Origin of the sequence: Nonomuraea sp. NPDC050328, from assembly GCF_044459405.1 — a bacterium.
Taxonomy (GTDB): Bacteria; Actinomycetota; Actinomycetes; order Streptosporangiales; family Streptosporangiaceae; genus Nonomuraea.
The window spans coordinates 67,003-92,072 of the sequence record NZ_JBITIW010000007.1; the positions used below are offsets into that span (position 1 = coordinate 67,003).

The window sequence follows — 25,070 nt, forward strand, 5'->3', positions numbered from 1 at the left end:
CGGGGGCCACCCCTACCGCGGCACGGGGGATGGCACCCTGGCGGATCGGGCGGAAAGCCGGATCGATGAGGGGGCGCGCCCTTCCTACCGTGAGGTCATGACACTCGCCTGGGCAGGTCTGACCTTCCTCCTCACCGCGCTGGGAGCCTTATGGCTCCACCTCACCGGCCAGGGGCCGCGTGACCTCTCGCCGGCGGTCATCCTGATCGCCGTCTCGCCGAGCCTGGCCGCCTTCGCCGTCGCCGCCTGCACCGGGCGGCTGCGCGCGCTGGCGCGCCAGGCGCTCGACTGGCGGCACCACTGGGGCTGGTACGTCCTGGTGCTGCTCGCCCCGATCGCCATCGCGCTGACCATCGACGCCGTGTTCGCGCTGCGGCACGGCGCGGCCCCGGCGCAGTGGCTGCTGCTGCCGGGGCTGGCCGTGCTCGGCCCGCTGCTGACCGGCCCGCTGGGCGAGGAGTTCGGCTGGCGGGGCTTCGGCGGGCCGCTGCTGGAGCGGCGCTACTCCTGGCTGACCGCGTCGGTGATCATCGGCCTGCTGTGGACCGCCTGGCACCTGTGGCCGATCTTCAACGCCCAGGGCGGCGAGAGCGCCGTGGACATGGTGCAGAGCCTGGTCAGGCTGGTGTCCACCGCGGTGATCTACGCCTGGCTGTACCGGCGCACCGGCCTGCCCGTGGTGCTGGTCGCGCACTTCGGCCACAACCTGTCCGTCGAGCTCATGCCGGCCGAGGTGATCGGCTCCGACCTGGGCGCGCTCACCCTGGCCGCGATCTACCTGGTGCTGGCGGTCGCGCTGGTCACAGTGACCGGTCGGCGGGACCGTCGTAGTGTTCCGGTCCCTGCATAGCCAGGTCCAGCGGCTGCACCATCGGCGAGTTGGACGAGGCGCGCCAGCCCTTCTCGCGGGTCGTCTCCTCGATCGAGTGCGCGCACAGGGACAACGAGCGGCATACGATGAACAGCGCCTTGAGCTGGAGCGGCTCGTAGCCCATGTCGAGGCCGATGCAGCCCATCGAGCCGGGCCCGTTGATCCAGATCCGGCGGCCGAACACCTCCTCGGTGGCCTCCTCCATGGCCCGCGCGATGCGCACGTACCGCCCGGTGATGCCGAGCTTGTCCGACAGCTCCATCAGCCGGGCGGTCCGCGGGTCGCGGATGTGCTGGGCGTGGTGGAAGCCGGCCATGCGCTCCCGGCGGGCGCGCATCTCGGCGACGGTACGGCGAGCCGCCTCCTCGTCGCTGATGCCCTCCTCCTCCGCCCGGCGGCCGACGCCGAGGAAGAGCTCGGCCGGCCGGTCGGCGGTGCCGTGCAGGCGGCCGATGCCGGCGACGCCCGCGGCGACCGCGGAGTTGAGCTCGGCGCCGCCGGAGGTGGCGAAGCGCACGGTGGCCGAGGAGGGCGACATGGCGTGCTCGGCCATGTTGACCATGATCGCGTCGGTCATCCGGCCGACCTCGGGCGTCGGCAGCTCACCCTTGAGCACGAGGTGGAAGTGCTCGGCGAAGGTGATCGAGCCGGTCAGCTCGTTGACGTCGTAGCCGCGGACCACGATGCGGTCCTTGTTCTTCCACGCGATCGCGGTCTCCCACGCGAAGGGCTTCTTGTCGCTCAACGGGTTTTCCTTTCCGGGAAGTACACGCACGCCGGGTCGATCTCCTCGCGCAGCAGGCGGATCTCTTCGGGGTCCGGTAGGACCACCGTGTCCAGCGAGTCACGAAATTTCGGGATGAAGCCGGTGTTGTCGAGCACGTCCTGCGCGCTCGCCCCCGGCATGAGCGCGGTCACGGTGAGGGCCGAGTCCTCGGCCTCCATGACGCACAGGGTGGTGACGACCTTGACCTTCAGCGGCCCGAGGCCCGCCTTGGCCCGTTCTCCGGGGCCGCCGAGGAAGCCGGGGCTGGTGACGTAGTCGCAGCGGGCCGGGAAGCGCCGCCGCTCGTGGTCGGTGAGCACGACGACCTGGCCGCAGTGGCTGGCGATGTCGTTGGCGCCGCCGCTGCCGGGCAGCCGCTTGCCGGCCACCCAGGTGGAGTTGATGTTGCCGAACTCGTCCACCTGCGCGCCGCCCAGGAAGCCGGTGCGCACCAGGCCGCGCTGGACCATGCCGCCCAGCGCCTCGAAGAGGGTGCCGTGCCGGGAGGCGCCGTGCATCAGCCGCGGGTCGACGACCGAGACCGGCGTCGGCATCACCTTGGGGAAGATCACGCCGGACTCGATGACCAGCTTGGCGTCGGGCGCGTGGGTGCGCTGCGCCAGAGTCGCGGCCAGCAGCGGCAGCCCGGTGCCGACGATCACCAGGTCGCCGTCGCGGATCTGCCGGGCGCCCTCGACCACGAGCAGCTCTCGGGGCAGCGCGTTCACACCAGCCTCCTCATCTGCTCGGCCAGCTCGCGGCGCAGGTCGCCGGAGGCGTCACGGGTCTTCAGGTACTCCTCGAAGGAGGCGCCCAGGTTGGCCGCCAGCCAGCCGCGCACCTGCTCGTCGCCCTCGCGGCCGCGGGCCTGGTACTCCTTGATCTCGCCTTCGGCGAAGTCGTAGGCCCGGTAGACCGAGGTCGGGAAGGCGCCGTAGGGCTGCTCGACGACCGCGCTGACGTACGCCTCGGGGATGGTGACCTGCTCGGGCCGGTCGGCGAAGGCCCCGGCGGGCAGCACCTCCTCGGCGCTGACGATGGTCGCGTGCGCGGCACGCACCATGTCCACCTCGTGCGAGGTGACGCCCTCGATGACCACGTTGCCGTTCAGGTCGGCCCGGTTGGCGTGGATCAGCGCCACGTCCGGGCGCATCGCCCTGAGCAGGACCACCGGCCGGTTCTCGAACGGGTCGGTGCCCTCGCGGGCCACCCCGTCGCGCACCAGGTCGGCCAGCAGGTCGGTGCCGAGCAGGCTGCGCGTCGGCAGGTACGGCAGGCCGAGCGCCCCCGCGGCGAAGCGCGTGGCCATGGCCAGGTGGGAGTGGTCGCCCACGCTCACCTCGCCGCGCTCGACCGCCCGACGCCAGGCGAACAGCGTGCCGTACCGTTCGAGGTTGCCGGTGCCCTGCTCGGTGCGGGCCACCAGGCCGGCGGCCACCAGCATGTCGAGCGGGAGCGAGAGGTTGCAGCCGACCACGGTCAGCTCGCCGGGGCCCTGCCGGATCACCTCGTGGACCAGCGCCATCGGGCAGCGGTTGATGTTCTGGCCGCCCATGCCCAGCACGGCGCCGGGCCGGACGAAGCGGGAGACCGCCTCGGCGGCGGTCAGTAGCTTATGCACGCCGACCGCCACTCGGTGTAGAAGTCCCAGACCTGCGGCGAGCACTCGGGCGGCCCGAACTGCGACAGCTTGGCGCCCATGTGCGGCAGGTGCGCGTAGGCGCCGACGCCGGGGCGGTTGACGTGCAGCATGCCGGCCTCGAACCGCTCCAGCGCCTCGAACATGGTGGCCGGGTCCTGGGTGAAGATGGTGCCGCTCATGCCGTACCTGACGGAGTTGGAGATGCGCATGGCCTCGTCGAAGCCGTCGCAGTCGACGACGGACAGCACCGGGCCGAAGATCTCCTCCTGGGCGATCTCGCTGTCCCAGGGCACGTCGCGCAGGACGGTCGGCTCGACGTAGAAGCCGTTGCCGGGGGCGCGCCCGCCGCCGGTGGCGACCTTGGCGCCCGTCTCCTGGGCGGACTTGATCGCGTCGAGGCAGGCCTGCATGCGCGCCTCGTTGATCACCGGGCCGATGCTGGCGGACTCGTCGAAGCCGTAGCCGACGCGCAGCTTCGCGACCTCGGCGATCAGCTTGTCGAGGAAGGCCTCCTTGACCGCGCGGTCCACGATCACCCGTGAGGTCGCGCTGCACCGCTGGCCGGACTGGCCGAAGGCGCCGAAGGCGGCGGCCTTGGCCGCCTTGTCCAGGTCGGCGTCGGCCAGCACGATCACCGCGTTCTTGCCGCCCAGCTCCAGTTGGGTGCGGAGCAGGCGGGGCGCGCCGGCGGTGTGGATGCTCAGCCCGACCGGCAGCGAGCCGGTGAAGCTGATCCCGGCCACCTTGGGGTGAGCGACCAGCGCCTCGCCCGCGGCGATGTCGCCCTGCACCAGGTTGAGCACGCCGGCCGGCACGCCGGCGTCGGCGAAGGCCTCCACCAGCAGCGCGGCGGTCAGCGGGGTGAACGGCGACGGCTTGAGCACCGCGGCGCAGCCGGCCAGCAGCGCGGGCGCGACCTTCCACATCGGGATGGCCAGCGGGAAGTTCCAGGGCGTGATCAGGCCGACCACGCCGATCGGCGCGCGGAAGGTGTAGGAGAAGGTGCGGGGCTCCTCGGCGGGGAGGGTCTCTCCCTTGAGCCGGCGGCCCTCCCCCGCGGTGAAGTCGAGGATGGCCAGGGCCCGCTTGACCTCGCCGCGCGCCTCCTTGAGCAGTTTGCCCTGCTCGCGGGTGATCGCCTGGGCGAAGTCCTCGGCCCGCTCCTCGATCAGCCGCTCGGCGGCCCGCAGGAACTCGGCGCGCTTGATCGGTCCCAGGGCCTTCCAGGCGGGCATCGCCGCGGCCGCGGCCTCGACCGCGAGCTCCACGTCGGCCCCGCCCGACTCGGCGAAGTCCCCGAGGTGGTCGGAGAGGTCGCCGGGGTTGAGGTTCGGCCTGGTTTGCCCGCTCTCGGGGGCACGCCACTCCCCGCCGATGTGGTTGAGCAGGTAGTGACTCGCCATCGGGGTCCTTTCTGGATCTGTGTCTGGTACGGCACAGCCTCGCGGCAGGGCATCAACCGGACAAGTGACCGAAGACCGATCGCCGGTATAGGCAGCGGCTATACGCCTTTCCCTATAGCCCTCATAACAAAGTGCCCGGTTGGCCCCTTCAGCACGAAGGACTAGACATGCCGGGAAGCGACCTTCAGCAGCGCTGGCGCGAGTTCACCTGGAATTCAGGTGGAAGTCGGAATTTCCCCACCCGGCATAGTCCACCATTCGGGGCGATAACTCTCAAAAGGATGGAAATTATGAAGAACCTCCGAATAGGGGTGCTTGCCGTGTTCTCCGCGCTGACCCTGGCCGCCTGTGGCGGGTCGGGCGCCGGCGACTACGACTGGGGTGCCGCTCCGGACAGCTCGAAGATCGCCGCACAGGGCAAGGACCTGCCCACCTACGGCCTGGCCCCCGACTGGGCCAACTACGGCGAGGTCGTCAAGGCCTTCTGCGCCAAGCACGGCGCCACCTGCGACCACAAGGACACCGACATGTCCTCCGCCGACGAGATCAAGGCCTTCGACGCCGAGAAGGACAAGCCGGTCGCCACCGCCAGCGACATCGGCCTGATGTGGGGGCCGGTCGCCGAGGCCAAGGGCGTCGTGCCGGCCTACCAGCCGCCGAACGCGAGCAAGCTCAAGGACTGGCAGAAGGGCAAGGGCGGCTGGGTCGCCACCTTCGTCGGCGCCCCCGCCTTCGTGGTCAACGTCGACAAGGTGCCGAACGCCCCCAAGACCTGGCAGGACCTGCTCAAGCCCGAGTACAAGGGCATGATCGCCATCAAGAACCCGGCCAGCTCCGGCACCGGCCAGTCGATGCTGGTGGCCGCCGCGGTCGCCGCCGGCGGCACCGTGGACAACCTCGGCCCCGGCTTCGACTACTTCAGGAAGCTCAAGGACTCCGGCAACCTGTCGGCGGCCAAGATGAGCGAGGACACCCTGGAGAAGGGCGAGGCCCCCATCCAGGTGAACTACGACTTCAACGGGCTGGCCCAGAAGGCCGCGCTCAAGGCCAAGAACGTCGACGTCGAGGTGATCATCCCGGCCGACGGCTCCGTCTGGGCGCCCTCCGGGCTGATGATCAACAAGTACAACACCGCCAAGGGCGACTTCCTCAAGGGCTTCCTCGACTACGTGCTGACCGACGAGGCGCAGATCCTGTTCGCCAAGTTCGGCGCCCGCCCGATCCGCGTCCTCAACGGCGACCTGCAGCTCCCGGCCGACGCCAAGGCCAACTGGCTGCCCGACGCCGCCTACGCGCCGGTCAAGGAGATCGAGATCACCAAGATCAACGTGGAGCAGATCGTCGCCGACTGGGAGGCGAAGGTTCTCGCGTGAGCGCAGGCACCTCCGAGCCCGTGGTGGCGGGGAACGCCGTGTCCCCGCCCCGTGCGGCCCTTCGCGTGAAGCGGTTCCTGCTCGCCTGGGGACCGGCCCTGCCCCTGCTGCTGTTCGCCTTCGCCATGCTGGTGCTGCCCGCCCTGCGGCTGCTGCACGACACCTTCGCGCTGCGCGACGGCGGCTACGGCCTCGACAACATCACCAAGGTCGCGGCCAACCCGGTCGACCGGCAGGCCATCGTGGGCTCGCTGGCTCTCGGCTTCGTGCAGGCGACCCTGGCCACCGCGATCGGCGCGCCCGCCGCCTGGCTGATCACCCGCATGCGGCTCGGCGGGCGGGCCTTCTGGCTCTCCCTGATGAACGTCGCCTCCAACTTCGCCGGCATCGGCCTGGCCTTCGGCTTCGTCGCGCTGATCGGCACGACCGGCATGCTGACGCTGCTCACCGGGCTGGAGTTCCCCTCGGCCGGCTCCTTCTCCGGGATGAACCTGGTCTACCTCTACTTCAACGTGCCGATGTTCGTGCTGCTCACGCTGCCGGCGCTGAGCGTGCTCAAGGACGACTGGCAGGAGGCCGCGGAGGTCTGCCGCGCCACCCGGTGGCAGTTCTGGCGCTACGTCGGGCTCCCGGTGCTCGGCCCGTTCATGACCGCCGGCTGGCTGCTCATCTTCACCTGGACCATCGGCGTCTACGCCGTCGCCTACGCGCTGGCCGCCTCCCCGGACTCGGTCAAGCTGATCACCCTGCAGATCGGCACCACCCTGGAGTCCAACGTCTTCGGTCTGGAGCGCGCGGCCGTGCTCAGCGTGCTGCTCATGCTCCTGGCCATCGGCTCGACGGCGCTCTACCGCCTGTCGCTCAAGCGCGCTGCGAGGTGGTTGTGACCCGCAAGACCTTCCTCGGCCTGCTCGCCGTCTACTTCGGCCTGCCGCTGCTGGCCGCGTTGCTGTACTCGGTGGCCACCCGCTGGACCGACACCCCGCTGCCCGACGGCTACACGCTGGAGCACTGGGCCAAGCTGGTCACCAAGCCCGACGTCGCCGCCGCGCTGGGCCGCTCGGTGCTGCTGTCGGTGGTCGTGGTGGCGATCAACATCGTGCTGGTCGTGCCCGCCGCCTACTGGTCGGTGGTGCACAACCCGAAGGTCGGCTCGATCATCCAGTCGGTCGCGGTGATCCCCTTCGCCGTGCCGTGGGTGGTCGTCGGCGCGGGCATCCAGCTCGTCACCGCCTCGGTGGCGCCCGACCTGTTCCGCACCTTCTGGCTGCTGGCCGCCTCGACCGCGGCGATCTCCTTCCCGTTCATGTACTGGGCGGTGGAGAGCGCGTTGCTGGCGGCGGGAGCCGTACAACTGTCCGAAGCGGCGGCCACCTGCGGGGCCACGCCCGGGCAGACGCTCGCCCGGGTGATCCTGCCCGCCGTCCGCGGCGGGGTCGTCTCCGGCTCGCTGCTGGTGGTCGCGACCGCGATGAACGAGTTCGCGCTGGCCAAGATCCTGGTGGGGGTCAGCTACGAGACCCTGCCGCTGTGGTCGGCGCGGCAGTTCGTCTCCCGCACGCTCAGCGACCCCAACGCGCTGGCCGTCATCACCGTCTTCACCTTCGGCTTCCTGTTCGCCATGTCCGCGCTGGTCGTGCGCCTCGGGCGGGGCCGGGTCACCACGATCGGAAGGACCCTTCGTTGAGCCACGTCGTCCTCGAAGGCATCACCAAGCGCTACGCCGGGCACACCGCGCTCAACGGCGTCTCGGTCAGCGTCGAGCAGGGCGAACTGCTCGCCCTGCTCGGCCCCTCCGGCTGCGGCAAGACCACGCTGCTGCGCTGCATCGCCGGGCTCACCGAGTTCGACACCGGCCGGCTGACCATCGGCGGCCAGGACATGACCGGCGTGCCCGCGCGCAAGCGGCCGATCGGCATGGTCTTCCAGTCCTACGCGCTCTTCCCCAACCTGACCGTGCGCGGCAACATCGCCTTCCCGCTGACCGTGCGCAAGCAGCCCAGCGCCGAGCGGGTGCAGGAGATGCTCGACCTGGTCGGCCTCGGCGAGCTCGGCGACCGGCTGCCCAACCAGTTGTCCGGCGGCCAGCAGCAGCGCGTCGCGCTGGCCCGCGCGCTGTCGCCGCGGCCCGAGGTGCTGCTGCTGGACGAGCCGCTGTCCGCGCTCGACGCGCAGGTACGGCACCGCCTCCGTGACGAGGTGCGGCGCATCCAGCACCAGGTGGGCATCACCACCGTCTTCGTCACCCACGACCAGTCGGAGGCGCTGGCCATCTCCGACCGGGTGGCGGTCATGAACGCCGGGGACATCGAGCAGTGCGCGCCGCCGGCGGCGATCTACACCGCGCCCAGCACCCGCTTCGCCGCCGGGTTCGTCGGTAACCGGAACACCCTGGAACTACCCGCGGTGGACGGGCGGGTCGTCGCGGGGGGCGCCTTCGACGTGGCGGCTCCGGGTCCGGCGGAGCGGGTGTTGTGCATGTTCCGTCCCGAGGACGTCGAGCTGGCCGTGGACGGGCCCGGAGCGCGGGGGACGGTGGACGTCACGGTGTTCCTGGGGGCGACCACGCGGGTGTACACGCAGGTCGAGGTCAACGGGCAGCCGGCCACCGTCTTCGCCGACCTGTCCTCTCGGGCGGCGGCGCGGCTCTCGCCCGGCGACCCGGTCCGGGTCCGGGTGGCCGACGACCACGTCCAGGTCTTCCCCACCTGAAGGCCGGCCGGGCTGTGCACCCGTATGGGAAGGCGGGCGCGGCCCTCGCCACCGCGCCCGCCTGGTTCTGGGGTCAGCCGCCGGCCAGTCGCTCGTCCACCTCGGCGGCCTTGACCCGGCCGAGGGCGCGCAGGGCCACGGCCCGGTTGGCGTGCAGGTCAGGGGCCGGAGCGAGCGCGATGGCCCGGTCGAGGTCGGCCACCGCCCCCGCCGCGTCCCCCTGCTCGAACCGCAGGACCGCCCGGTTGCCCCAGGCCGCGGCCAGCTCGGGCGCCCCGGCGATGGCCTGGTCGAAGGCCGCCCGAGCCGCCTCGAACCGCCCCGCCGCCGTCTCCACCTGCCCGAGGACGGCCAGCAGGTAGGGGTTGCCCGGCGCCACTTCCAGCCCGGCCTCCACGACCTCCCGCGCCTCCGCGTCCCGTTCCAGCCCGGCCAGCACCCCGGCCCGGTTGACATAGGCGTCCACGTACTCGGGATCGAGCTCGATCACGTAGGCCAGATCGGCCAGCGCCTGCTCGACCCGCCCGAGGACCAGCCCCGCCTCGGCCCGGTTGTAGTACGCCTCCGGCAGCGGCGGCCCGAGCCGGATCGCCTGCTCGTAGTCGGCCAGCGCCTCCTCCGCGTGCCCCAGCTTGAGCAGCAGGTTGCCCCGGTCGAGGTAGTGGTCGGGCAACGCGACGCCGAGCGCCAGGGCCGCGCCGTACTCCTCCAGGGCCTCCTTGCCCTGCCCCCGAGCGGCCAGGAGCTGGGCGCGGTTGGCCAGCAGGACCATGCGGTGCACCGGGTGCCGCTCGCCCAGCTCGGCGGCCAGGGCGAGGGCGGAGTCGACCAGGTCGAGCGCCCGGTCCACCCGGCCTTCGCGGAACTCCACCAGCGCCAGCCCGTTGCGGTCGAAGCCCAGCTTGAAGGCGCGCTCGGCCGGGTCGGGCAGCAGCGTGGAGACGGCGATCGCCTGGTTGAGCCAGCCGCGGGCCCGGCCCAGGTCGCGGGTGGCCGGGTCGGGGTTGCGGGCGTCGAGCATGGCCAGGCCGTAGGCGCTGGCGGCGTGCATGGCCGGGTCCTGGCTGACGCGGCGCACCTGTTCCCACAGCCGGCCCGCCTCCTCGCGCCGCCCGAGTCCGCCCAGGGCGGTGGCGGTGCGCTGGGCGAAGTCCCACCAGCGGGCGCTGCCGGGTTCGGTGCGCTCCAGTCCGAGCGCGCCGAGTTCGGCGACGGCGTGCAGGAAGCCCTCCTGCGTGCAGCGGTCCACCTCGGCCCAGAGCCGGCCGGCCGTGCGGGTGTCGGGCGGAGCGGGCGGCCCGCCCGACCACACCTGGACGGCCAGCACGTCGGGCGGGATGCGGCGCGTCAGCACCGCGAGCAGTTCGAGGTCGGTCGGATCGGCCTCGGCCGCGTTGCCGACCGCCAGCACCCGGCCCGGCGGCACGGCGGCGCGCACGAACTCGCAGAGCCCGTTGGCCAGCCGCAAGGTGCGGCGCGGGGCGGGCACGAGGATGCGTTCGTCGTCGGCCAGCCCGGCGGCCGGCCGGTCCCGGACGGCGGGCACCCGGTCACGCAGACCGGGTGCCGCCGCACGGATCTCGACGTCATGGGCCGCCACCAGATCGGCGGAACGTTCCAAGACGCCTGGGACCAGGTGGTGCAGCAGCGCGGCGGCGACGGTGTACGGGCCTTGGTGCCCCCGATGCGCATCGATCACGGGCAGCAGAAGCGGCGTGGACTCCCATCGGGCGGGCGGCGCACCCTGGACCCAACGGTGGACGCCGGTCACCCCTTGTGAATGACGCTGGCGGTCCCCGTGAGCTTCGCGGTTCCGGGCTTGCGAACGACGATTCTCTTCATCCCGCACCTCTCCTCTTGGGGATACGCTCCATTATTCGGACATTCCTACGAATATCAAGATTTATGCAAAACAAGTCCGATAGTGGTAGCGAAAATCCCCTAGGAGTCAGCAGCCGATAATCCCTTATCCGGACGTGCGCAACCACGCCACCCGGGGTGCCCGGTCACGCTCCGCATCCTCCAGCAGCCGGCACAGACAGCGACCGGACACCGTTACGGACCGGCAACAACCTCCCTTGCCCGAGGCCGAAGCCTCGCCCTGGGCAGCCTCGGCCGACTCGCGGGCGAGGGCCGAGGCCCGGACGATGAGCCGGTCGAGGCTGGGCTCGCGCCCGCCCTTCACGCTCATCCCGCGCCAGGGGCAGCCCTCGGCGTTCTCGCAGGTCGTCAACGCGACGAAAGGCGCCGGGGCGTCCTTGCCCAGGCGCAGCGGGTCCTCGCGGCGGCGGCGCAGGTCGGCCAGCACGCGTTTGGCCTTGCGCGAGACCGCCAGCACGTTCGGGTCGCCCGGCCTGGGCGGCCGGCGCCGTTGTCGAGGCGGTACGGCGAGCAGCATCGCCACCGCCGTGAGCCCGCCGCCCACCAGCAGCGTCCAGTGAAGCCGCTCGCCGAAGAAGGCCACCGACAACCCCGCCGCCCACAGGGGCTGGGAGGACATCAGGACCGCCGCGGGCACCGCCGAGACGTGCCGCTGGCCGTACGAGCGGGCGAGGAAGCCGAGCGCGCACGAGATCACCGACAGGTGCACCAGGATCAGCCAGTCGCCCGGCTGCTCGGGCAACTGGAGCCCGTCGGGGATGGCCACCCCGCCGGTGACCAGGCCGATCACGCCGAGCTGGATGACCGTGACGGCGTAGGCGTCGAACCTTTTCCTGGACATCGAGCCCAGCATCAGCGTGTGCACGGAGTAGAGGCCGGCCGCGCCGAGGGTGGCCGACAGGGCCACCGCGTCGAGCGTGCCGTCGCTGCCGCCCACCAGGGTGAACAGCGTCATCGAGGTGACGGCCAGCGCGACCGCGACCCAGATGCGCCGCGGCACCCGGGAGCGGAAGACGATCAGGCCGAGCAGAGGAGTGATCACGACGTTGCAGCCGACGGCGAAGCCGGAGACCGACGAGGTCAGCCCGCTCAGCCCCCAGGCCTGGGCGGATTGGCCGATGCCGAAGACGAGTCCGAGGATCGCCCCCTGGATCCAGGTCTCTCGAGAGAGCCCCCGCAGGCTGCCGGGCCGGATGAGGAAGAGCGTCAGAGCCGCGATCGAGTATCGCTCGGTCAGCAGGTCCGTGACCGGTAACCGAGCGATGAGCGAGTCCATCAGCGGGAAAGCCGACCCCCAGGCGGCGCTGACGAACAACAGAAGCACGGCTCCCGTGGAGGGTCGGGGAGCGGGCACGACTGCCATGCCAGGAAGCATGCCACTACGATTCGCAACCGGAGATGCACAGGCAGGAGCCCGGAGAGGATCCTCTACCACTCAGAGTGAAGGGCCTCACTCACAGGTTCGCTTAGCCCCATCCGTCTCGTTCAGCGAAACGGCCATATCGCCTGATTTCCGTCACGCACCAGTGACGCCGTCGACTCGCTCCCGCAACAGATCGGCGTGTCCGTTATGGCGGGCGTATTCACCGATCAGGTGAATATAGATGAAGCGAAGAGAATACGACACATCTCCCGAAGTAACGGTTTCGTCCAGTTCGCGGCCTGCGGTGATGGCGTCGCAGACCTCCCACTCCTTGATCAGCCCGGCGTACACCTCCTCGGCCCGCGCCGCGTCGGTGTCGTGGAAGTCGGCGCTCCAGTCGGCGTCGGTCTTGTAGGCGAAGTCCACCCGCTCCCCGGCGAAGCGGCGCCGGATCCAGATGCGCTCGACGTCGGTCAGGTGGCGGAGCAGCCCGAGCAGCGACATCTCCGAGGGCGGCACCGAGCGCTCGGCGAGCTGCTCGCCGTTCAGCCCGGCGCACTTGTGCAGGGTCGTCGCGCGATGCCAGTCCAGCAGGCCCCGCAGCAGATCAGGCTCGGCCGCGGCGAGCGAGCCGGACGGGCGTTCCACCTCAGGAGCAGTCCAGGTCATCGCCCCATCCTAGAATCAGGCGTGCGAATCGGAATCGTCGGCGTCGGGAACTGCGCCTCCTCACTCGTCCAGGGCTCCTTCCACCTGCCGGAGATCCGCTACACCAGCGCCTTCGACGTCACCCGCGACAAGGTCGGGCGCGACCTGTCGGAGGCCATCTGGGCCGAGCCGAACAACTCCCGCCGCTTCGCCGAGGTCCCCCACCTCGGCGTCCCGGTGCACGCCGGGCCGCTGGCCGACGGCTTCGCCCCCGCCCCGCACGCCGCCGGGGCGGGCCTGGAGGAGGTCGTCGCGCACCTGCGCGAGAGCGGCACCCGCATCCTGGTCAACTTCCTGCCCACCGGCAGCCAGCGGGCCGCCGAGCTGTACGCCGAGGCCGCGCTGCGGGCCGGTTGTGCCTTCGTCAACTGCATGCCCGCCGTCCTGGCCCGCTCCGCCGGCTGGGCCGGCCGCTTCGAGGCCGCCGGCCTGCCGCTCATCGGCGACGACCTGAAGAGCTCCTTCGGCGCCACCCTGGTGCAGCGGGCCATCGTCGACGCCCTGCAGCGCGGCGGCGTCCGCCTCAGCCGGGCCTACCAGCTCCTGGCCGGGGGCAACATGGACTTCCGCAACCTGGAGGACGCCGACCGGATGCGCAGCAAGCAGGCCACCAAGGCCACCGGCGCCGGTTTCGCCACCCATGTCGGGGCCTCCTACATCCCGTTCCTGGAGGACAGGAAGGTGGCCTTCATCCGGATCGAGGGCGAGGGTTTCGGCGACTCCCCGGTCGAGGTCGAGCTGCGCATGGTGGTGGAGGACTCCCCCAGCGCCGCCGGCAACGTCCTGGAAGCGGTACGGCAGGCCGACGAGGCCCTGCGCGAGGGCCGGGGCGGCCTGATGGGCGGCGAGCTGATGAAGGCCCCAGGCTCCTAGGCCCCGTCGGGCCCCAGCAGCCGGCGCAGGCTCTCCCGGTCGTTGACGCCGAGCTTCTGGTAGATGCTGGCCAGGTGGTTGGTCACGGTCCGCACGGAGATGGTGAACTGCCCGGCCACCGCCCGGTTGGTCAGCCCGCCGGCGACCGCGACGGCGATCTCGCGCTCCCGGCCGGTGAGGCTGGGCGCCGAGAGCCCCGCCAGCGCCGGGGTGCGCGCGCCCTGGCAGTTCCCGGCCAGCCCCCACGCGCGGGCCGCGGCGGCGCGGGCGGGCCGGTCCCAGCCGGCCTCCCCGAAGGCGCGGGCCGCCCCGGCCTCGGCCTCCGCCGCGTACAGCACCATCTCCAGCTCCTCGAACTCCTTGGCCACCTGCTCCAGCTCCTGCCCGGTGCGCGCGGCGGCGTGCCGGGCCAGCAGTCCGGCCAGGGGGCCGTCGACGCGGCAGGCCAGCTCAGCCAGCTCGTCGGCGACGAGCTCGGGGCGGCCGAGCCGTACGATGTCGTGCAGGGCGAACATCGCGTACGGCCACAGGCTCCGCTCCCGCATCCGTCCGGCCGTGGCCAGCGCCTCGGCCACCGCGCCGGCCAGGTTCCCCCGCGCGGCCAGCAGCCAGGGCCGCGCCTGCGCGACGGCGAAGTCGAGCCCGACCAGCGTGTTGCGCTCGCCGCGCTCCAGCGCCTGCGCGAGCGCCGCCTCGGCCACGTCGTGCTCGCCGAGGAGCGCCGCCGCGTGCGCCTGCTCCCCCAGCACCAGGCCGCCGGCGAAGGCGGTGCGCGGGTCGCCCAGCGACGCCTGGCCCTCCCGGGTGGCCAGCAGCGCCTCCCGTAGCCGGCCGCGCATCCGCAGCAGCATCGCGCGCTGGCCGCACCAGACCGCCATCGCGCGCCGCCAGGGCGCGCCAGGGGCGAGCAGCATCCGCCGCGCCTCCTCCGCCTGCCGCTCGGCCGCCCGCAGGTCCCCGGCGTAGGCCAGGGCGCTGACGCAGGCGGACTTGAACGAGGGCGCGCCCCCGGCGACCAGATCGCTCCAGGAGTCCCTGGCGGCGACGGCGGCCTCCGCGATGGCCACCGCCCGCCCGGTCTCGCCCAGGTGCGCCAGGGCGAGGGATTCGGCCATCCCCGCCGAGGCGTCGATCACCGGCGCGACCGGGCCGAGCGCGCGAAGCTCCGCCGTCTCCGCCAGCGCACCGGCGCAGTCGCCGCCGGAGACCAGGAAGACCGCCTTCAGCACCCGCAGGTACTGCTGCCAGAACGGCTCGCGCAGGCCGGCGACCGTCGCGGTGAGCAGGTCGGTCGCCTCGGCCGGGCGGCCGCGGCCCCAGGCCAGGCCGAGCGCCCTGGCGTAGACGTACAGGGCGCGCTGGCGCTCGCCGGCCGGCTCCCCCGCGACCCGGTCGAGCACCTCGTCGGCCTCGTCGTACCGTTCCATGAAGTGCAGCACCACGGCCAGCCGGGCGGCCGCCTCGACGCCGCCACCGGCCTCGACCGCCGCGCGGCCCAGCCGGATCGCGCTCTCGTGGTCGAGCGCGGCCCAGGCCGTGGCCGCGGCGGTGCACAGGGGCTCGGGGTCGGCGTGGGCGCCGCCGTCCAGCCGCCAGACCGCCATGCGCAACGCGTCCTCGCGGCGACGGGCGCCGCTCGCCTCGGTGGCCTCCGCCAGGCGGCGCAGGATCCGGCGGCGGGCGCCCAGGCCGGTGGCGGCCCGGACCGCCTCGCCGTACAGGGGGTGGGCGGGGCGGACGGCGGCGCGGCGGCGGGTTCGGGTGATCTTGATCAGCCGCCTGGCCTCGACCCGGTCCACGGCTTCCTCCCCGGCCAGCCGGATCAGCAGGTCCAGGCCGAGCGGCTCGCCGAAGGCGGTGTACTCCAGCACGCCGCGCTCGGCGGCGTCCAGCAGGCCCAGGCGCGACTCGACCAGCTCGCTCAGCCGGGTGCCGAGCGTCCAGGAGCCGTGCCAGCTCCACAGGCCGTGCCGGCGGCTGAGCGTGCCGCTGTCCAGCCCGGCCAGCACGACCTCGCGCAGGAACAGCACGTTCCCCTCGGTCAGCCCGAAGAGCCGGTCGGCCGACTCGGAGGCGATCGGGCCGTCGAGCGCCCCGGCCAGGACGCGGGCCGACTCGGCGGGCGTGAACGGCGCCAGCTCCAGTCTCGGGAGCAGGTCGTCCTTCCACAGGGCGGTGACCGCGTCGACCGGGCGGGCGCCCTGCCGTACCGTCGCGACGATCCGGGCCTGGCGCTGCAGCGCCAGGTGCAGCACCAGCGCGGCCGAGGCCCGGTCGAGCAGGTGGGCGTCGTCCACGAAGAGCACCAGGCGGTGGGCGGGCGGCAGCGCCGCCGCCGCCCACGCGAACAGGTTGCCGCGCGGGCGCTCCCCCGCCGGCGGCGGTACGGCAGGCAGCGCGGCGGCGAAAGCCCCGAAGGGGATGCCCGCCGCGGCCTCGGTGCCGGCGACCCGGACCACGTCCGCGCCGGTCAGCTCGGCGACGGCCTCGGCGGCGAGCCGGGTCTTGCCCACCCCGGCCGCCCCGGAGATCACGATCCCCCGCCGGCTCCGCATCGCGAGCCCGACCCGGACCAGGTGTTCCTCCCGCGCTGTGAAGCGCCATGGACCCCGCATGCAAGGTGAGAGCCGCGGGCCGGGGATTTGATACAGGTCAGATGCGCGAGGGCACCGAGGAGAGAGGCTTCTCGCCGTAGACGACGACGAGGTCGCCGACCTGCTGGCGGCCGACCTCCTGCCAGCCGTGCCGCGCGTAGAGCGCGAGGGCGGCCGGCTGGTTGAGCGTGGTGTCGCCGCGCACGCGCTGGAAGCCCAGCTCGGCGGCACGTTCCTCCAGGGCGGTGAGCATGGCGTCGCCGAAGCCGCGGCCCTGGAACTCCGGGTGCACCCGCAGCCGGCAGAGCTCGACGACGCCGGGCTCGATCGGCTTGAGCCCGCCCATGGCGACGACGCGCCGCTCGCACTCGCCGACCAGGAAGTCGCCGCCGGCCGCGAGGTAGAGCTCGTGGATGCGCGGGAAGTCGTCGTCGTAGTAGACGCCGTCGCCCGGGAAGAGCCCGACCCCGGCCAGGCAGACCTGGTGCAGGGCTTTGATGGTGTCGAGGTCGGACCAGCGATAACGCCGGATCTTCATCAGTCGTCTGCCCCTATCCGCAGTTGTTGCCGGTACCCCTCCATCAGGGGGTGGTCGCCGTGGCCGGCCTTGACCAGGGCGCGCTCCAGCTCGGTCGCGGGACGGATGATGAAGTCGGTCCGGTAATCGGGAGTGAGCTGTTCCAGCGCGTCGATCCCGATCCGGATGGCCTCGTCGGCATCCCCTTCGATGAGCCGGCAGTGGGCACGGTCGAGCCGGATGAGCGTCTGGTCGAGGATGTGGTCCTGGTAGGCGTGGAGCGCCTGTTCGAGGACGACGTCGGCCTCCAGGGTCTGGCCCAGCTTGGTGAGCACGTCGCCCTGGTAGAAGTAGAGCTGCTTCTCGGTGTAGCCGAAGGCCATGTCGTGCTGCTCGTGGGCCTTCATGTGCGAGAAGGCCGCCCTGGCCCGGGACAGCGCCCGCTTGGCCTGGTCGACGACCTCCTTCTTGCTGTCGGTGCCGGAGAGCATGGCCAGGGCTCTGGCCTCGACGACCGGCGCCATCGCCTGCGCGGCGCACGGGGTCTGGCCGGCCAGGTCGCGGCTCTTCTTCGCCAGGTTGAGCGCCTCGCGGGCGTCGCCGTAGTAGAGCGGGACGAGCGCCTCGCGGGCGGTCACCCACGCGCGCAGCGCCCGGTCGCCGGTCTCGTCGGCGGCCAGGCGGCCGGTGCGGAAGAAGGAGCGGGCCTGGCGGTGGTCGCCCAGGTTGATCATGATCATGCCGCTCAGGCCGGAGAGCTGCGCCGACATCCGGCACAGCCGCTCGGCCAGGTCCACCGGCTGGCGGTGGGTCATCGCGTTGCGCACCGCGCTCAGTTCGAGCAGGACGTCGCAGAGCAGCCGCAGCGGCGCGGTCGTGGTGTACTGCCGGCCGAAGCTGAGCGTCGCCTCCTCCCACTGGTCGAGCATCGCCGGGGAGACGCTCGCGGAGACGAGCGTGTCGTCCATCCGCCGCCGGATGCCCTCCGTCGCCGCCAGCACCGTCGGGGTGAAGGAGGCCTTGGGATTGTTGGACAGAAGCTGTAAAAGCGTCCGGCGGAGGACGTTCTCGTCCTCCTCGGTCTCCGGCTCGACCGGCGGCGGCGTGGTCGGCAGCACCAGCATCGGATCGCGGGTCTGGTGGTAGGGCGCGCCGACGTTGTTCGGCAGCTCGCCACGGACCAGCCCGGGCATCCGGTGCCCGTGGCCGCAGATGCAGGGCCCGTCGTAGCCGAGCGAGATGGGCTCGACCCGGTAGACGGTGCACAGGTAGTGGAGGTACTCGGGACCGGGCCGCTTGAGCCCGCTCTCGTACGCCGACAGGAGCGTCTCACCGATGCCGGGCACCGGCTTCTCGTCCCGCTCGAACAGGGCACGCACCTGCTCGATGACGTCGGCCAGCGCGATGCCGTGCGACAGCCGGTGGGCCTTGATCTTGGTCGTGCCGAACTGCGGATTGCAGTTTTCCCAGATCTCCTCGGCTATCTGGGCGGACGATCGGCCGCCGGCCAGGCCCTTGGCCCGGACCCGCCGCGCGATCTCCGTCTCCCTGTGCTGCCTGCCGGACATCCACCGGCCCCTCTCACACGTGGCCACACGGTCCATAACCGATGACGTTGCGTAATCGCTAGGTTGCAGTACGCCTATTCAAAACTATGAACCATTGAGGCCAGGTTGAAAACGTGTGCTTGAAGCTTACGGTTAAGGATCGTCCTCCCGCGGACTGTTTCTTACAACCCACGAGGGACAGGGGGACTCCCTGTATGCACCTTGTCTGCGTTGCGTGACCTTGATTAATGAGTCATGTTGACTCCACCAGCAACGGTTCGACGAGTGGGGAGGAATCGAGGTGGGGGACGAAAACCTCGGGCATCTGGAGCGGTTGGTCTCGGAACTGGGCGCGAAGGGGCTGCTCGCACGAGTGGTCCGGTCCCAGTCCGGTCGGGCCTTCGTCCGCGTGATCAACCCGGAAGCCACGAGCCTGACCGAGAGCGTGACCTGCCGCCAGGCGCCGGTGCCCGAGGTGACGGACTGGTGGTACTGCTGGTCCTGGGGCGAGCGGATGCACCAGGCCGACGACCCGGCTGGAGCGGCGACCAAGGTCGCCCGCGTACTCGCCGCGGTGGGGGAGTGACATGGCGGTGGACCGGGTGGAGCGCAGCCACCACGGCCCACCGCACCCACGGCGGCCTCACGGAGCCGGCGAGGTGGACGGTGCGGAGAATCCCTCTGGGGTTCTGGACACCTCGCCGGCTCCCACTCCAAGGGTTGGTCCGGGCCACGTGCCCGCCATGAACGGGGATCCGCAGGGATCCCGCCCGGAAACGGCTCGGGACACACTTCCGGGTGTGTGTCCCGGCCGAGCCGTACGTCACCGGAGCGCGAGGGTCCTCCCTCCGCGGCCCAGGGCCCTCGCGTCCCCGTCTTCCCCGGCGTGATGTGACGGCGGCCGGTTCGGTCGGCGGTGTGGATAGGGTGAAAACGACCCTATGATCACTGCCGGCCGAACCGCTTCCGGAAGGATTGCTCTTTCGTGTCCCCCACACCGTCGCCGACTCCCACGCCCTCGCCCTCCTCGGGTCTTCCCGACCCCGCACAGCTCGTCAACGAGATGGCGATGGGGTGCTCAGGCGACCCGGTGTGCTCGTTCTTCAGCGGGTTCCTGCCCAACAGCATCGCCCCGCTCGGCGCCACCGTCCTGACCATCGTCGTCATCCTGGTCGTCGCGATCCTGATCCGTAAGATCGTGCACCGGCTGATCTCCCGGGTGGTCGTCCGGGCCGCGAGCGGGCCCCTCACCAGCAGGTGGCGCAAGACCTCCTCGGCGACCGACGGCATCGACGCCCTGCTGCAGGAACGCCGCAAGCAGCGCGCCGAGACCATCGGCTCGGTCCTGCGGCACGTGGCCACCATCGTGATCATGGGCACGGCCGTCCTGACCGTGATGGAGAAGCTCACCATCCCGATCGCCCCGCTGCTCACCAGCGTCGGCATCGTCGGCGTCGCCCTCGGCTTCGGCGCCCAGGAACTGGTAAAGGACTTCATCGCCGGCATGTTCATGCTGCTGGAGGACCAGTACGGCGTGGGCGACGTGGTCGACGTCGGGGCGGCGATCGGCACCGTCGAGGCGGTCAGCCTGCGCATCACCCGGCTGCGCGACGCCGACGGCCGCGTCTGGTACGTGCGCAACGGCACCATCGCCCGGGTGGGCAACGAGTCGCAGGGCTGGTCGCGCGCCTTCCTCGACGTGCCGGTCGCCTACTCGACCGACGTGACCACGGTCAAGCTCATCCTGGAGCAGGTGGCCGAGGAGATGTGGGCCGACGCCGAGCTGCGCGAATCGGCCATCATCGACCAGCCGGACGTCTTCGGCGTCGAGCAGATGTCCGACAGCTCGCTGGTCTTCCGCATCTCCGTCAAGACCCTGCCGTCCAAGCAGGCCGAGGTGGCCCGGGAACTGCGCCTGCGGGTCAAGGCGGCGCTGGACGCGGCGGGAATAGCGCTGGCCCCCTAGACATTGGAACTCAACGTGAGCGAGCCCTCCTTCTACGACGCCGTCGGCGGCGACGAGACCTTCAAGCGTCTCGTGCACCGCTTCTACGAGGGCGTCTCCGCCGATCCGCTGCTGCGCCCGATGTATCCCGAAGAGGATCTCGCCGGGGCGGAGGACCGGCTGCGCGGGTTCCTGATCCAGTACTGGGGCGGCCCCAACACCTACAGCCAGGAGCGCGGCCACCCCCGGCTGCGGATGCGGCACGCGCCGTTCGTCATCGGCGACGCCGAGCGCGACGCCTGGCTGCGGCACATGCGCGACGCGGTCGAGTCGCTGGAGCTGCCGGCCGAGCAGGAAACCCGGCTTTGGGACTATTTGGTTTATGCCGCCCATAGCCTGGTCAATTCACATGGATGAGCATCCCCTGGTGGCGTGACGCCGTCGTCTACGAGATCTATGTCCGCAGCTTCGCCGACGCCTCCGGTGACGGGGTCGGGGATCTGGCGGGCGTACGGGAACGCCTGCCGTACCTGGCGGAGCTGGGGGTGGACGCCGTCTGGCTGACGCCCTTCTACCCGTCGCCGATGAACGACGGCGGGTACGACGTGGCCGACTACCGCGACGTGGACCCGCTGTTCGGCTCGCTGGCCGACTTCGACGCGATGGTGGCCGAGGCGCACGCGCTCGGCCTGCGGGTGATCGTCGACATCGTGCCGAACCACAGCTCCTCGCAGCACGAGTGGTTCAAGGAGGCGCTGCGCGGTGTCAAGCGGGACCGCTACATCTTCCGTGACCACCCCAACAACTGGCAGTCCACCTTCAGCGGGCCGGCCTGGACGCAGCTCGCCGACGGAAGCTGGTACCTCCACCTGTTCGCGCCGTCGCAGCCGGACTTCAACTGGCGCAACCCCGAGATCCACGAGGAGTTCCGCTCCATCCTGCGCTTCTGGCTCGACCGCGGCGTGGACGGCTTCCGCATCGACGTGGCGATGGGCCTGTACAAGGCGCCCGGGCTGCCGGACATCGACGACCAGTCGTTCAAGGCGGTCTCGCCGATCTGGGGCCAGCCCGAGGTGCACGAGGTCTACCGCGACTGGCGACGCGTCCTGGAGAGCTACCCCGGCGAGCGGATGGCCGTCGGCGAGGTCTGGACCGACGACCCGGAGGACCTCGCCCGCTACGTGCGGCCCGACGAACTGCACCAGAGCTTCAACTTCGCCTGGCTGCAGGCGCCCTGGTCGGCCGACGCCTTCAAGAAGGTCATCGACGACACCCTGGCCTCGGTGCCCTTCGCCACCTGGGTGCTGTCCAACCACGACGTCGTACGGCACCGCACCCGGTACGGCCTGGAGGACCCCGGCGCCGGGCTCTCCCGCGCCAAGGCGGCCCTGCTGACCATGCTGGCGCTGCCCGGCTCGGCCTACCTCTACCAGGGCGAGGAGCTGGGCCTGCCCGAGGTCACCGACATCCCCGCCGAGGCGCGGCAGGATCCGATCTTCTTCCAGTCCGAGGGCACCCTGCCCGGCCGGGACGGCTGCCGGGTCCCGCTGCCCTGGGAGGCCTCCGGGGTCTCGCTCGGCTTCGGTACGGCGGAGCCGTGGCTGCCCCAGCCCGAGATCTTCGCCGACCTGTCCGTCGCGGCGCAGGCCGGGAAGCCGGACTCGACGCTCGAGTTCTATCGGACAGCCCTATCCGTACGGCGTGACCTGCTGAAAACCCTTCCTTATACCTTGGAGTGGCTGGACTCCCCCTCGGATGTACTTTTCTTCACCCGCGGACCGCTCATCTGCGCGATCAACTGCGGGCTGGAAGCCGTGCCGCTGCCGCCGCACTCCTCGGTCATCCTCGCCAGCCAGCCCCTCACCGGGACCCTGCTGCCGCCCGACACAGCCGTCTGGCTTAGCACGCAGTAGCGAATCCGTCACCTAGGGTGGGCTGCATGCTGCACTCGCTCACCCTGGTGGCCGCCCTCCTCGTCCCCGCCGGGCCCTGCGCCTGCACGCCGGGAGAATTCTGCACCTGGGTGGGGACGAGATACACCTCCTCGCACCTGGAGGACCCGGCGCCGGGCAGCTTCGCCCGGTCCATGCTCAACAAGACGCCCGACAGCCTGGACATCCACGGCACCGTCGGGCGGCTGCCCCGGACCTACTGCCTCAACCCGGGCGAGGGGCAGTCCGACACCGGCGCCTTCACCCTCGACCGCGTGGTGGTCAGGGACGTTCCATGTGAAATCTTGTGAGGTAGGCCAGCTCGTCCTCGGTCAGCCGTCTGGGGGCGCCGCGCTCGACGTCGTAGGAGACCAGCACCGAGCGGGCCTGGACGAAGACCTCGTCGCCGTCCTTCACCTCGTACTCCAGCACGAACCGCACCGGCCGGATCTCGCTCACCCACGACTCCACCGTCACAGGGGTGGTGCGGAAGGTCAGCGGGCGCTTGTAGTCCACCTCGTGGCGGGCGATCACCAGGCCCTTGAACTTCTCCGCGGCGTCGATGAAGAACATGGCGGTGCGGGCGTCTTCCAGGTAGTCCAGGAAGCGGACGTTGTTCACATGGCCCAGCGAGTCGATGTCGGCGAAGCGGACCATTCGCTGGAAGACGTGCCGTTGCTTCGGGGGGTGTTGCCCGTTCTCCTCAACCACCCCGCCACCGTACCGGCCCCGCTCACCCACCTTTGACCGGGTCCGGTAGCCCCTGGTGTTCGGATGCGGAACGGCCGGGCTCCCCTGAGGGAACCCGGCCGCCAAGCACAGCCCTACGACCTAGTCGCGAGTCAGCTTGCGGTAGGTCACGCGATGCGGGCGAGCCGCCTCAGCCCCCAGCCGCTCGATCTTGTTCTTCTCGTAGTCGGCGAAGTTGCCCTCGAACCAGAACCAGTTCGACCCTTCCTCCCAAGCCAGGATGTGGGTCGCGATCCGGTCGAGGAACCACCGGTCGTGGGAGGTGATCACAGCGCAGCCCGGGAAGTCGAGCAGCGCGTTCTCCAGCGACGACAGGGTCTCGGTGTCGAGGTCGTTGGTCGGCTCGTCCAGCAGCAGCACGTTGCCGCCCTGCTTGAGGGTCAGCGCCAGGTTGAGGCGGTTGCGCTCGCCACCGGACAGCACCCCGGCCTTCTTCTGCTGGTCGGGCCCCTTGAAGCCGAACGCCGCGATGTAGGCGCGCGAAGGCATCTCGACGTGGCCGACCTTGATGTGGTCGAGCCCGTCGGAGACGACCTCCCAGACGTTCTTGTTCGGGTCGATGCCGGCCCGGGACTGGTCGACGTAGGAGATCTGCACCGTGTCGCCCACGGTGATCGTCCCCTTGTCGGGCGTCTCGTTCCCGGTGATCATGCGGAACAGGGTCGTCTTACCGACGCCGTTCGGGCCGATGATGCCGACGATGCCGTTACGCGGCAGGTCGAACGAGAGGTCCTCGATCAGCAGCCGGTCGTCGAAGCCCTTGGTGAGGTGGTCGGCCCGGATCACCGTGGTGCCCAGACGCGGGCCCGGCGGGATCTGGATCTCCTCGAAGTCGAGCTTGCGGAACTTGTCCGCCTCGGCGGCCATCTCCTCGTAGCGCTGCAGACGGGCCTTGCTCTTGGTCTGGCGGGCCTTCGGGTTGGACCGGACCCACTCCAGCTCGTCTTCCAGGCGCTTCTTGCGCTTGACGTCCTTCTGGCCTTCGACCTTCAGACGGGCGGCCTTCTTCTCCAGGTAGGTGGAGTAGTTGCCCTCGTAGGGGTAGCACCGGCCGCGGTCGAGCTCCAGGATCCAGGTCGCCACGTTGTCCAGGAAGTACCGGTCGTGGGTGACGGCCAGGACCGTCCCGGGGTACTTCTCCAGGTGCTGCTCCAGCCAGTTGACACTCTCGGCGTCGAGGTGGTTGGTCGGCTCGTCCAGCAGTAGCAGGTCGGGGGCCTCCAGCAGCAGCTTGCACAGGGCCACCCGGCGACGCTCACCACCCGACAGCTTGCTCACCTCGGCGTCCGGCGGCGGGCAGCGCAGCGCGTCCATCGCCTGCTCGAGCTGGCTGTCCAGGTCCCAGGCGTTGCGGTGGTCGAGCACGTCCTGGAGCCGGCCCATCTCCGCCAGCAGCTCGTCGCTGTAGTCGGTGGCCATCAGCTCGGCGATCTCGTTGAACCGCGCGAGCTTCTCCATCGTGTCGGCCACGCCCTCCTGGACGTTTCCGAGCACCGTCTTGCTCTCGTTCAGCGGGGGCTCCTGCTGGAGCATCCCCACCGTGAAGCCCGGCATCAGCCGCGCCTCTCCGTTCGACGGCTGCTCGAGACCGGCCATCATCCGGAGCAGCGTCGACTTTCCGGTGCCGTTCGGACCGAGCACGCCGATCTTGGCACCCGGCAGGAACGACAGCGTGACGTCGTCAAGGACAACCTTGTCGCCGTGCGCCTTGCGCACGCGCTGCAACGTGTAGATGTACTCCGGCATGCCACCTAGCTTAGGCCCTCCCGGGGACCCCCTCGCGCGAACTTCCCTCGCTGCCCCCGCACCCAGCCGGCCGCCCCACCCCACGAACCCCACACGAACCACCCGACCAGCCCTCCCACCGAACCGGCGGGCCGCCGGCCCGGGGCGCAGTCGCCACCACCCCGAGCACGCGGCCCCCGAACGGGCGGCCCATGAGGGACGGGCGGCCCATGAGGGGCGGGCGGCCGCGCACAGGTGACCCGAGGTGGCGGGCCCGGGGTGGCGGGCCCGGGGTGGCGGGCCCGAGGTGCTGGCGGACCTTGGGGGTGGTAGCGGGCCCGGGGCGCTGGCGGGCCCTGGGTGATGGAGAGCCCTGGGGGTGGTGGCGTGCTCGGGGTGGGGCGCCGGGGTGGTTGGCCGAGGTGGTTGGCCGAGGTGGTTGGCCGAGGTGGTTGGCCGAGGTGGTTGG

General features: G+C 71.2%; 23 protein-coding genes. 11 read left to right on the top strand and 12 right to left on the bottom strand.

Going from position 1 to position 25,070, the window contains the following annotated elements; all coding sequences use genetic code 11:
- Window positions 1-97 precede the first annotated feature (97 nt).
- Entirely contained in the window at window positions 98-850 is a 753-nt protein-coding gene (locus tag ACIBG7_RS25615) for a lysostaphin resistance A-like protein (protein ID WP_397337813.1), read from the top strand.
- Here the strand turns inward: ACIBG7_RS25615 and ACIBG7_RS25620 are convergent.
- Genes ACIBG7_RS25620 through ACIBG7_RS25635 form a run of 4 tightly spaced genes read right to left on the bottom strand, consistent with a single transcriptional unit; the run spans window position 801 to window position 4,682 of the window.
- Window positions 801-1,616 (bottom strand): citrate/2-methylcitrate synthase, encoded by an 816-nt coding sequence (locus tag ACIBG7_RS25620; RefSeq protein WP_397337814.1) that lies wholly within the window; start codon window positions 1,614-1,616, stop codon window positions 801-803. The two genes, ACIBG7_RS25615 and ACIBG7_RS25620, sit on opposite strands and share 50 nt — an antisense overlap.
- Complete coding sequence (locus ACIBG7_RS25625; protein ID WP_357933472.1) at window positions 1,613-2,365, bottom strand: CoA-transferase; 753 nt, start codon at window positions 2,363-2,365, stop codon at window positions 1,613-1,615. The genes ACIBG7_RS25620 and ACIBG7_RS25625 overlap by 4 nt, the downstream gene beginning before the upstream one ends.
- On the bottom strand, window positions 2,362-3,258 hold the full coding sequence (locus ACIBG7_RS25630; RefSeq protein ID WP_397337815.1) for a CoA transferase subunit A: 897 nt from the start codon (window positions 3,256-3,258) through the stop codon (window positions 2,362-2,364). The genes ACIBG7_RS25625 and ACIBG7_RS25630 overlap by 4 nt, the downstream gene beginning before the upstream one ends.
- On the bottom strand, window positions 3,243-4,682 hold the full coding sequence (locus ACIBG7_RS25635) for an aldehyde dehydrogenase family protein (RefSeq protein WP_357933467.1): 1,440 nt from the start codon (window positions 4,680-4,682) through the stop codon (window positions 3,243-3,245). Before ACIBG7_RS25635 ends, ACIBG7_RS25630 begins: the two co-directional genes overlap by 16 nt.
- Window positions 4,683-4,972: 290 nt before the next feature.
- Here ACIBG7_RS25635 and ACIBG7_RS25640 point away from each other — a divergent pair, with 290 nt between their 5' ends.
- The 4 genes from ACIBG7_RS25640 to ACIBG7_RS25655 are packed head-to-tail and all read left to right on the top strand — an operon-like array spanning window position 4,973 to window position 8,767.
- Window positions 4,973-6,055, top strand: coding sequence for an extracellular solute-binding protein (locus ACIBG7_RS25640; RefSeq protein WP_397337816.1), 1,083 nt, complete (start codon window positions 4,973-4,975; stop codon window positions 6,053-6,055).
- The gene (locus ACIBG7_RS25645; protein WP_357933462.1) at window positions 6,052-6,942 is read left to right on the top strand and encodes an ABC transporter permease subunit; all 891 of its coding nucleotides are present in this window, start codon (window positions 6,052-6,054) and stop codon (window positions 6,940-6,942) included. Before ACIBG7_RS25640 ends, ACIBG7_RS25645 begins: the two co-directional genes overlap by 4 nt.
- Entirely contained in the window at window positions 6,939-7,742 is an 804-nt protein-coding gene (locus ACIBG7_RS25650) for an ABC transporter permease subunit (protein ID WP_357933460.1), read from the top strand. The genes ACIBG7_RS25645 and ACIBG7_RS25650 overlap by 4 nt, the downstream gene beginning before the upstream one ends.
- Window positions 7,739-8,767, top strand: coding sequence for an ABC transporter ATP-binding protein (locus ACIBG7_RS25655; protein ID WP_397337817.1), 1,029 nt, complete (start codon window positions 7,739-7,741; stop codon window positions 8,765-8,767). Before ACIBG7_RS25650 ends, ACIBG7_RS25655 begins: the two co-directional genes overlap by 4 nt.
- A gap of 73 nt (window positions 8,768-8,840) precedes the next feature.
- On the opposite strand, the gene ACIBG7_RS25660 is transcribed toward ACIBG7_RS25655, so the two are convergent.
- From ACIBG7_RS25660 to ACIBG7_RS25670, 3 genes are all read right to left on the bottom strand, one after another.
- Entirely contained in the window at window positions 8,841-10,466 is a 1,626-nt protein-coding gene (locus ACIBG7_RS25660; protein ID WP_397337818.1) for a tetratricopeptide repeat protein, read from the bottom strand.
- 267 nt (window positions 10,467-10,733) lie between these two features.
- Entirely contained in the window at window positions 10,734-11,972 is a 1,239-nt protein-coding gene (locus ACIBG7_RS25665; RefSeq protein ID WP_397337819.1) for a DMT family transporter, read from the bottom strand.
- A gap of 192 nt (window positions 11,973-12,164) precedes the next feature.
- A complete protein-coding gene (locus ACIBG7_RS25670) occupies window positions 12,165-12,680 on the bottom strand; it encodes a DinB family protein (RefSeq protein ID WP_357933449.1) in 516 nt (171 codons plus the stop codon).
- Window positions 12,681-12,701: 21 nt separating this feature from the next.
- Here ACIBG7_RS25670 and ACIBG7_RS25675 point away from each other — a divergent pair, with 21 nt between their 5' ends.
- Window positions 12,702-13,592, top strand: coding sequence for an inositol-3-phosphate synthase (locus ACIBG7_RS25675; RefSeq protein ID WP_357933446.1), 891 nt, complete (start codon window positions 12,702-12,704; stop codon window positions 13,590-13,592).
- On the opposite strand, the gene ACIBG7_RS25680 is transcribed toward ACIBG7_RS25675, so the two are convergent.
- The 3 genes from ACIBG7_RS25680 to ACIBG7_RS25690 form a co-directional block, all read right to left on the bottom strand.
- The gene (locus tag ACIBG7_RS25680; protein WP_397337820.1) at window positions 13,589-16,147 is read right to left on the bottom strand and encodes a LuxR C-terminal-related transcriptional regulator; all 2,559 of its coding nucleotides are present in this window, start codon (window positions 16,145-16,147) and stop codon (window positions 13,589-13,591) included. The genes ACIBG7_RS25675 and ACIBG7_RS25680 overlap by 4 nt on opposite strands.
- A 97-nt stretch (window positions 16,148-16,244) precedes the next feature.
- On the bottom strand, window positions 16,245-16,724 hold the full coding sequence (locus ACIBG7_RS25685; protein WP_357933440.1) for a GNAT family N-acetyltransferase: 480 nt from the start codon (window positions 16,722-16,724) through the stop codon (window positions 16,245-16,247).
- Window positions 16,724-18,271, bottom strand: a complete 1,548-nt coding sequence (locus ACIBG7_RS25690; RefSeq protein ID WP_357933437.1) for an XRE family transcriptional regulator — start codon at window positions 18,269-18,271, stop codon at window positions 16,724-16,726. Before ACIBG7_RS25690 ends, ACIBG7_RS25685 begins: the two co-directional genes overlap by 1 nt.
- Before the next feature lie 280 nt (window positions 18,272-18,551).
- Between ACIBG7_RS25690 and ACIBG7_RS25695 the strand changes: the two genes are divergently transcribed.
- The 5 genes from ACIBG7_RS25695 (at window position 18,552) to ACIBG7_RS25715 (ending at window position 22,437) form a co-directional block, all read left to right on the top strand.
- Window positions 18,552-18,836, top strand: coding sequence for a hypothetical protein (locus ACIBG7_RS25695; RefSeq protein ID WP_357933435.1), 285 nt, complete (start codon window positions 18,552-18,554; stop codon window positions 18,834-18,836).
- A 399-nt stretch (window positions 18,837-19,235) separates the two neighbouring features.
- Window positions 19,236-20,216, top strand: a complete 981-nt coding sequence (locus tag ACIBG7_RS25700; RefSeq protein WP_357933433.1) for a mechanosensitive ion channel family protein — start codon at window positions 19,236-19,238, stop codon at window positions 20,214-20,216.
- A 15-nt stretch (window positions 20,217-20,231) separates the two neighbouring features.
- Complete coding sequence (locus tag ACIBG7_RS25705; protein ID WP_357933430.1) at window positions 20,232-20,612, top strand: globin; 381 nt, start codon at window positions 20,232-20,234, stop codon at window positions 20,610-20,612.
- Window positions 20,609-22,108, top strand: coding sequence for a glycoside hydrolase family 13 protein (locus tag ACIBG7_RS25710; RefSeq protein ID WP_357933427.1), 1,500 nt, complete (start codon window positions 20,609-20,611; stop codon window positions 22,106-22,108). Before ACIBG7_RS25705 ends, ACIBG7_RS25710 begins: the two co-directional genes overlap by 4 nt.
- 26 nt (window positions 22,109-22,134) lie before the next feature.
- Window positions 22,135-22,437 carry a hypothetical protein gene (locus ACIBG7_RS25715; RefSeq protein ID WP_357933424.1) on the top strand — a complete coding sequence of 101 codons (303 nt, stop codon included), beginning with the start codon at window positions 22,135-22,137 and terminating at the stop codon, window positions 22,435-22,437.
- On the opposite strand, the gene ACIBG7_RS25720 is transcribed toward ACIBG7_RS25715, so the two are convergent.
- Window positions 22,409-22,837, bottom strand: coding sequence for an acyl-CoA thioesterase (locus tag ACIBG7_RS25720; protein WP_397337821.1), 429 nt, complete (start codon window positions 22,835-22,837; stop codon window positions 22,409-22,411). The two genes, ACIBG7_RS25715 and ACIBG7_RS25720, sit on opposite strands and share 29 nt — an antisense overlap.
- Window positions 22,838-22,957: 120 nt before the next feature.
- A complete protein-coding gene (gene ettA / locus ACIBG7_RS25725) occupies window positions 22,958-24,622 on the bottom strand; it encodes an energy-dependent translational throttle protein EttA (protein WP_357933418.1) in 1,665 nt (554 codons plus the stop codon).
- Between the last annotated feature and the right edge of the window lie 448 nt (window positions 24,623-25,070).

Excerpts from the sequence above, each read along its gene's own strand:
- ACIBG7_RS25640 (WP_397337816.1), top strand. The coding sequence starts at position 4,973 with ATGAAGAACCTCCGAATAGGGGTGCTTGCCGTGTTCTCCGCGCTGACC.
- ettA (WP_357933418.1), bottom strand. The coding sequence starts at position 24,622 with ATGCCGGAGTACATCTACACGTTGCAGCGCGTGCGCAAGGCGCACGGC.
- ACIBG7_RS25635 (WP_357933467.1), bottom strand. The coding sequence starts at position 4,682 with ATGGCGAGTCACTACCTGCTCAACCACATCGGCGGGGAGTGGCGTGCC.
- ACIBG7_RS25670 (WP_357933449.1), bottom strand. The coding sequence starts at position 12,680 with ATGACCTGGACTGCTCCTGAGGTGGAACGCCCGTCCGGCTCGCTCGCC.
- ACIBG7_RS25685 (WP_357933440.1), bottom strand. The coding sequence starts at position 16,724 with ATGAAGATCCGGCGTTATCGCTGGTCCGACCTCGACACCATCAAAGCC.
- ACIBG7_RS25710 (WP_357933427.1), top strand. The coding sequence starts at position 20,609 with ATGAGCATCCCCTGGTGGCGTGACGCCGTCGTCTACGAGATCTATGTC.
- ACIBG7_RS25690 (WP_357933437.1), bottom strand. The coding sequence starts at position 18,271 with ATGTCCGGCAGGCAGCACAGGGAGACGGAGATCGCGCGGCGGGTCCGG.
- ACIBG7_RS25715 (WP_357933424.1), top strand. The coding sequence starts at position 22,135 with ATGCTGCACTCGCTCACCCTGGTGGCCGCCCTCCTCGTCCCCGCCGGG.
- ACIBG7_RS25680 (WP_397337820.1), bottom strand. The coding sequence starts at position 16,147 with ATGCGGAGCCGGCGGGGGATCGTGATCTCCGGGGCGGCCGGGGTGGGC.
- ACIBG7_RS25615 (WP_397337813.1), top strand. The coding sequence starts at position 98 with ATGACACTCGCCTGGGCAGGTCTGACCTTCCTCCTCACCGCGCTGGGA.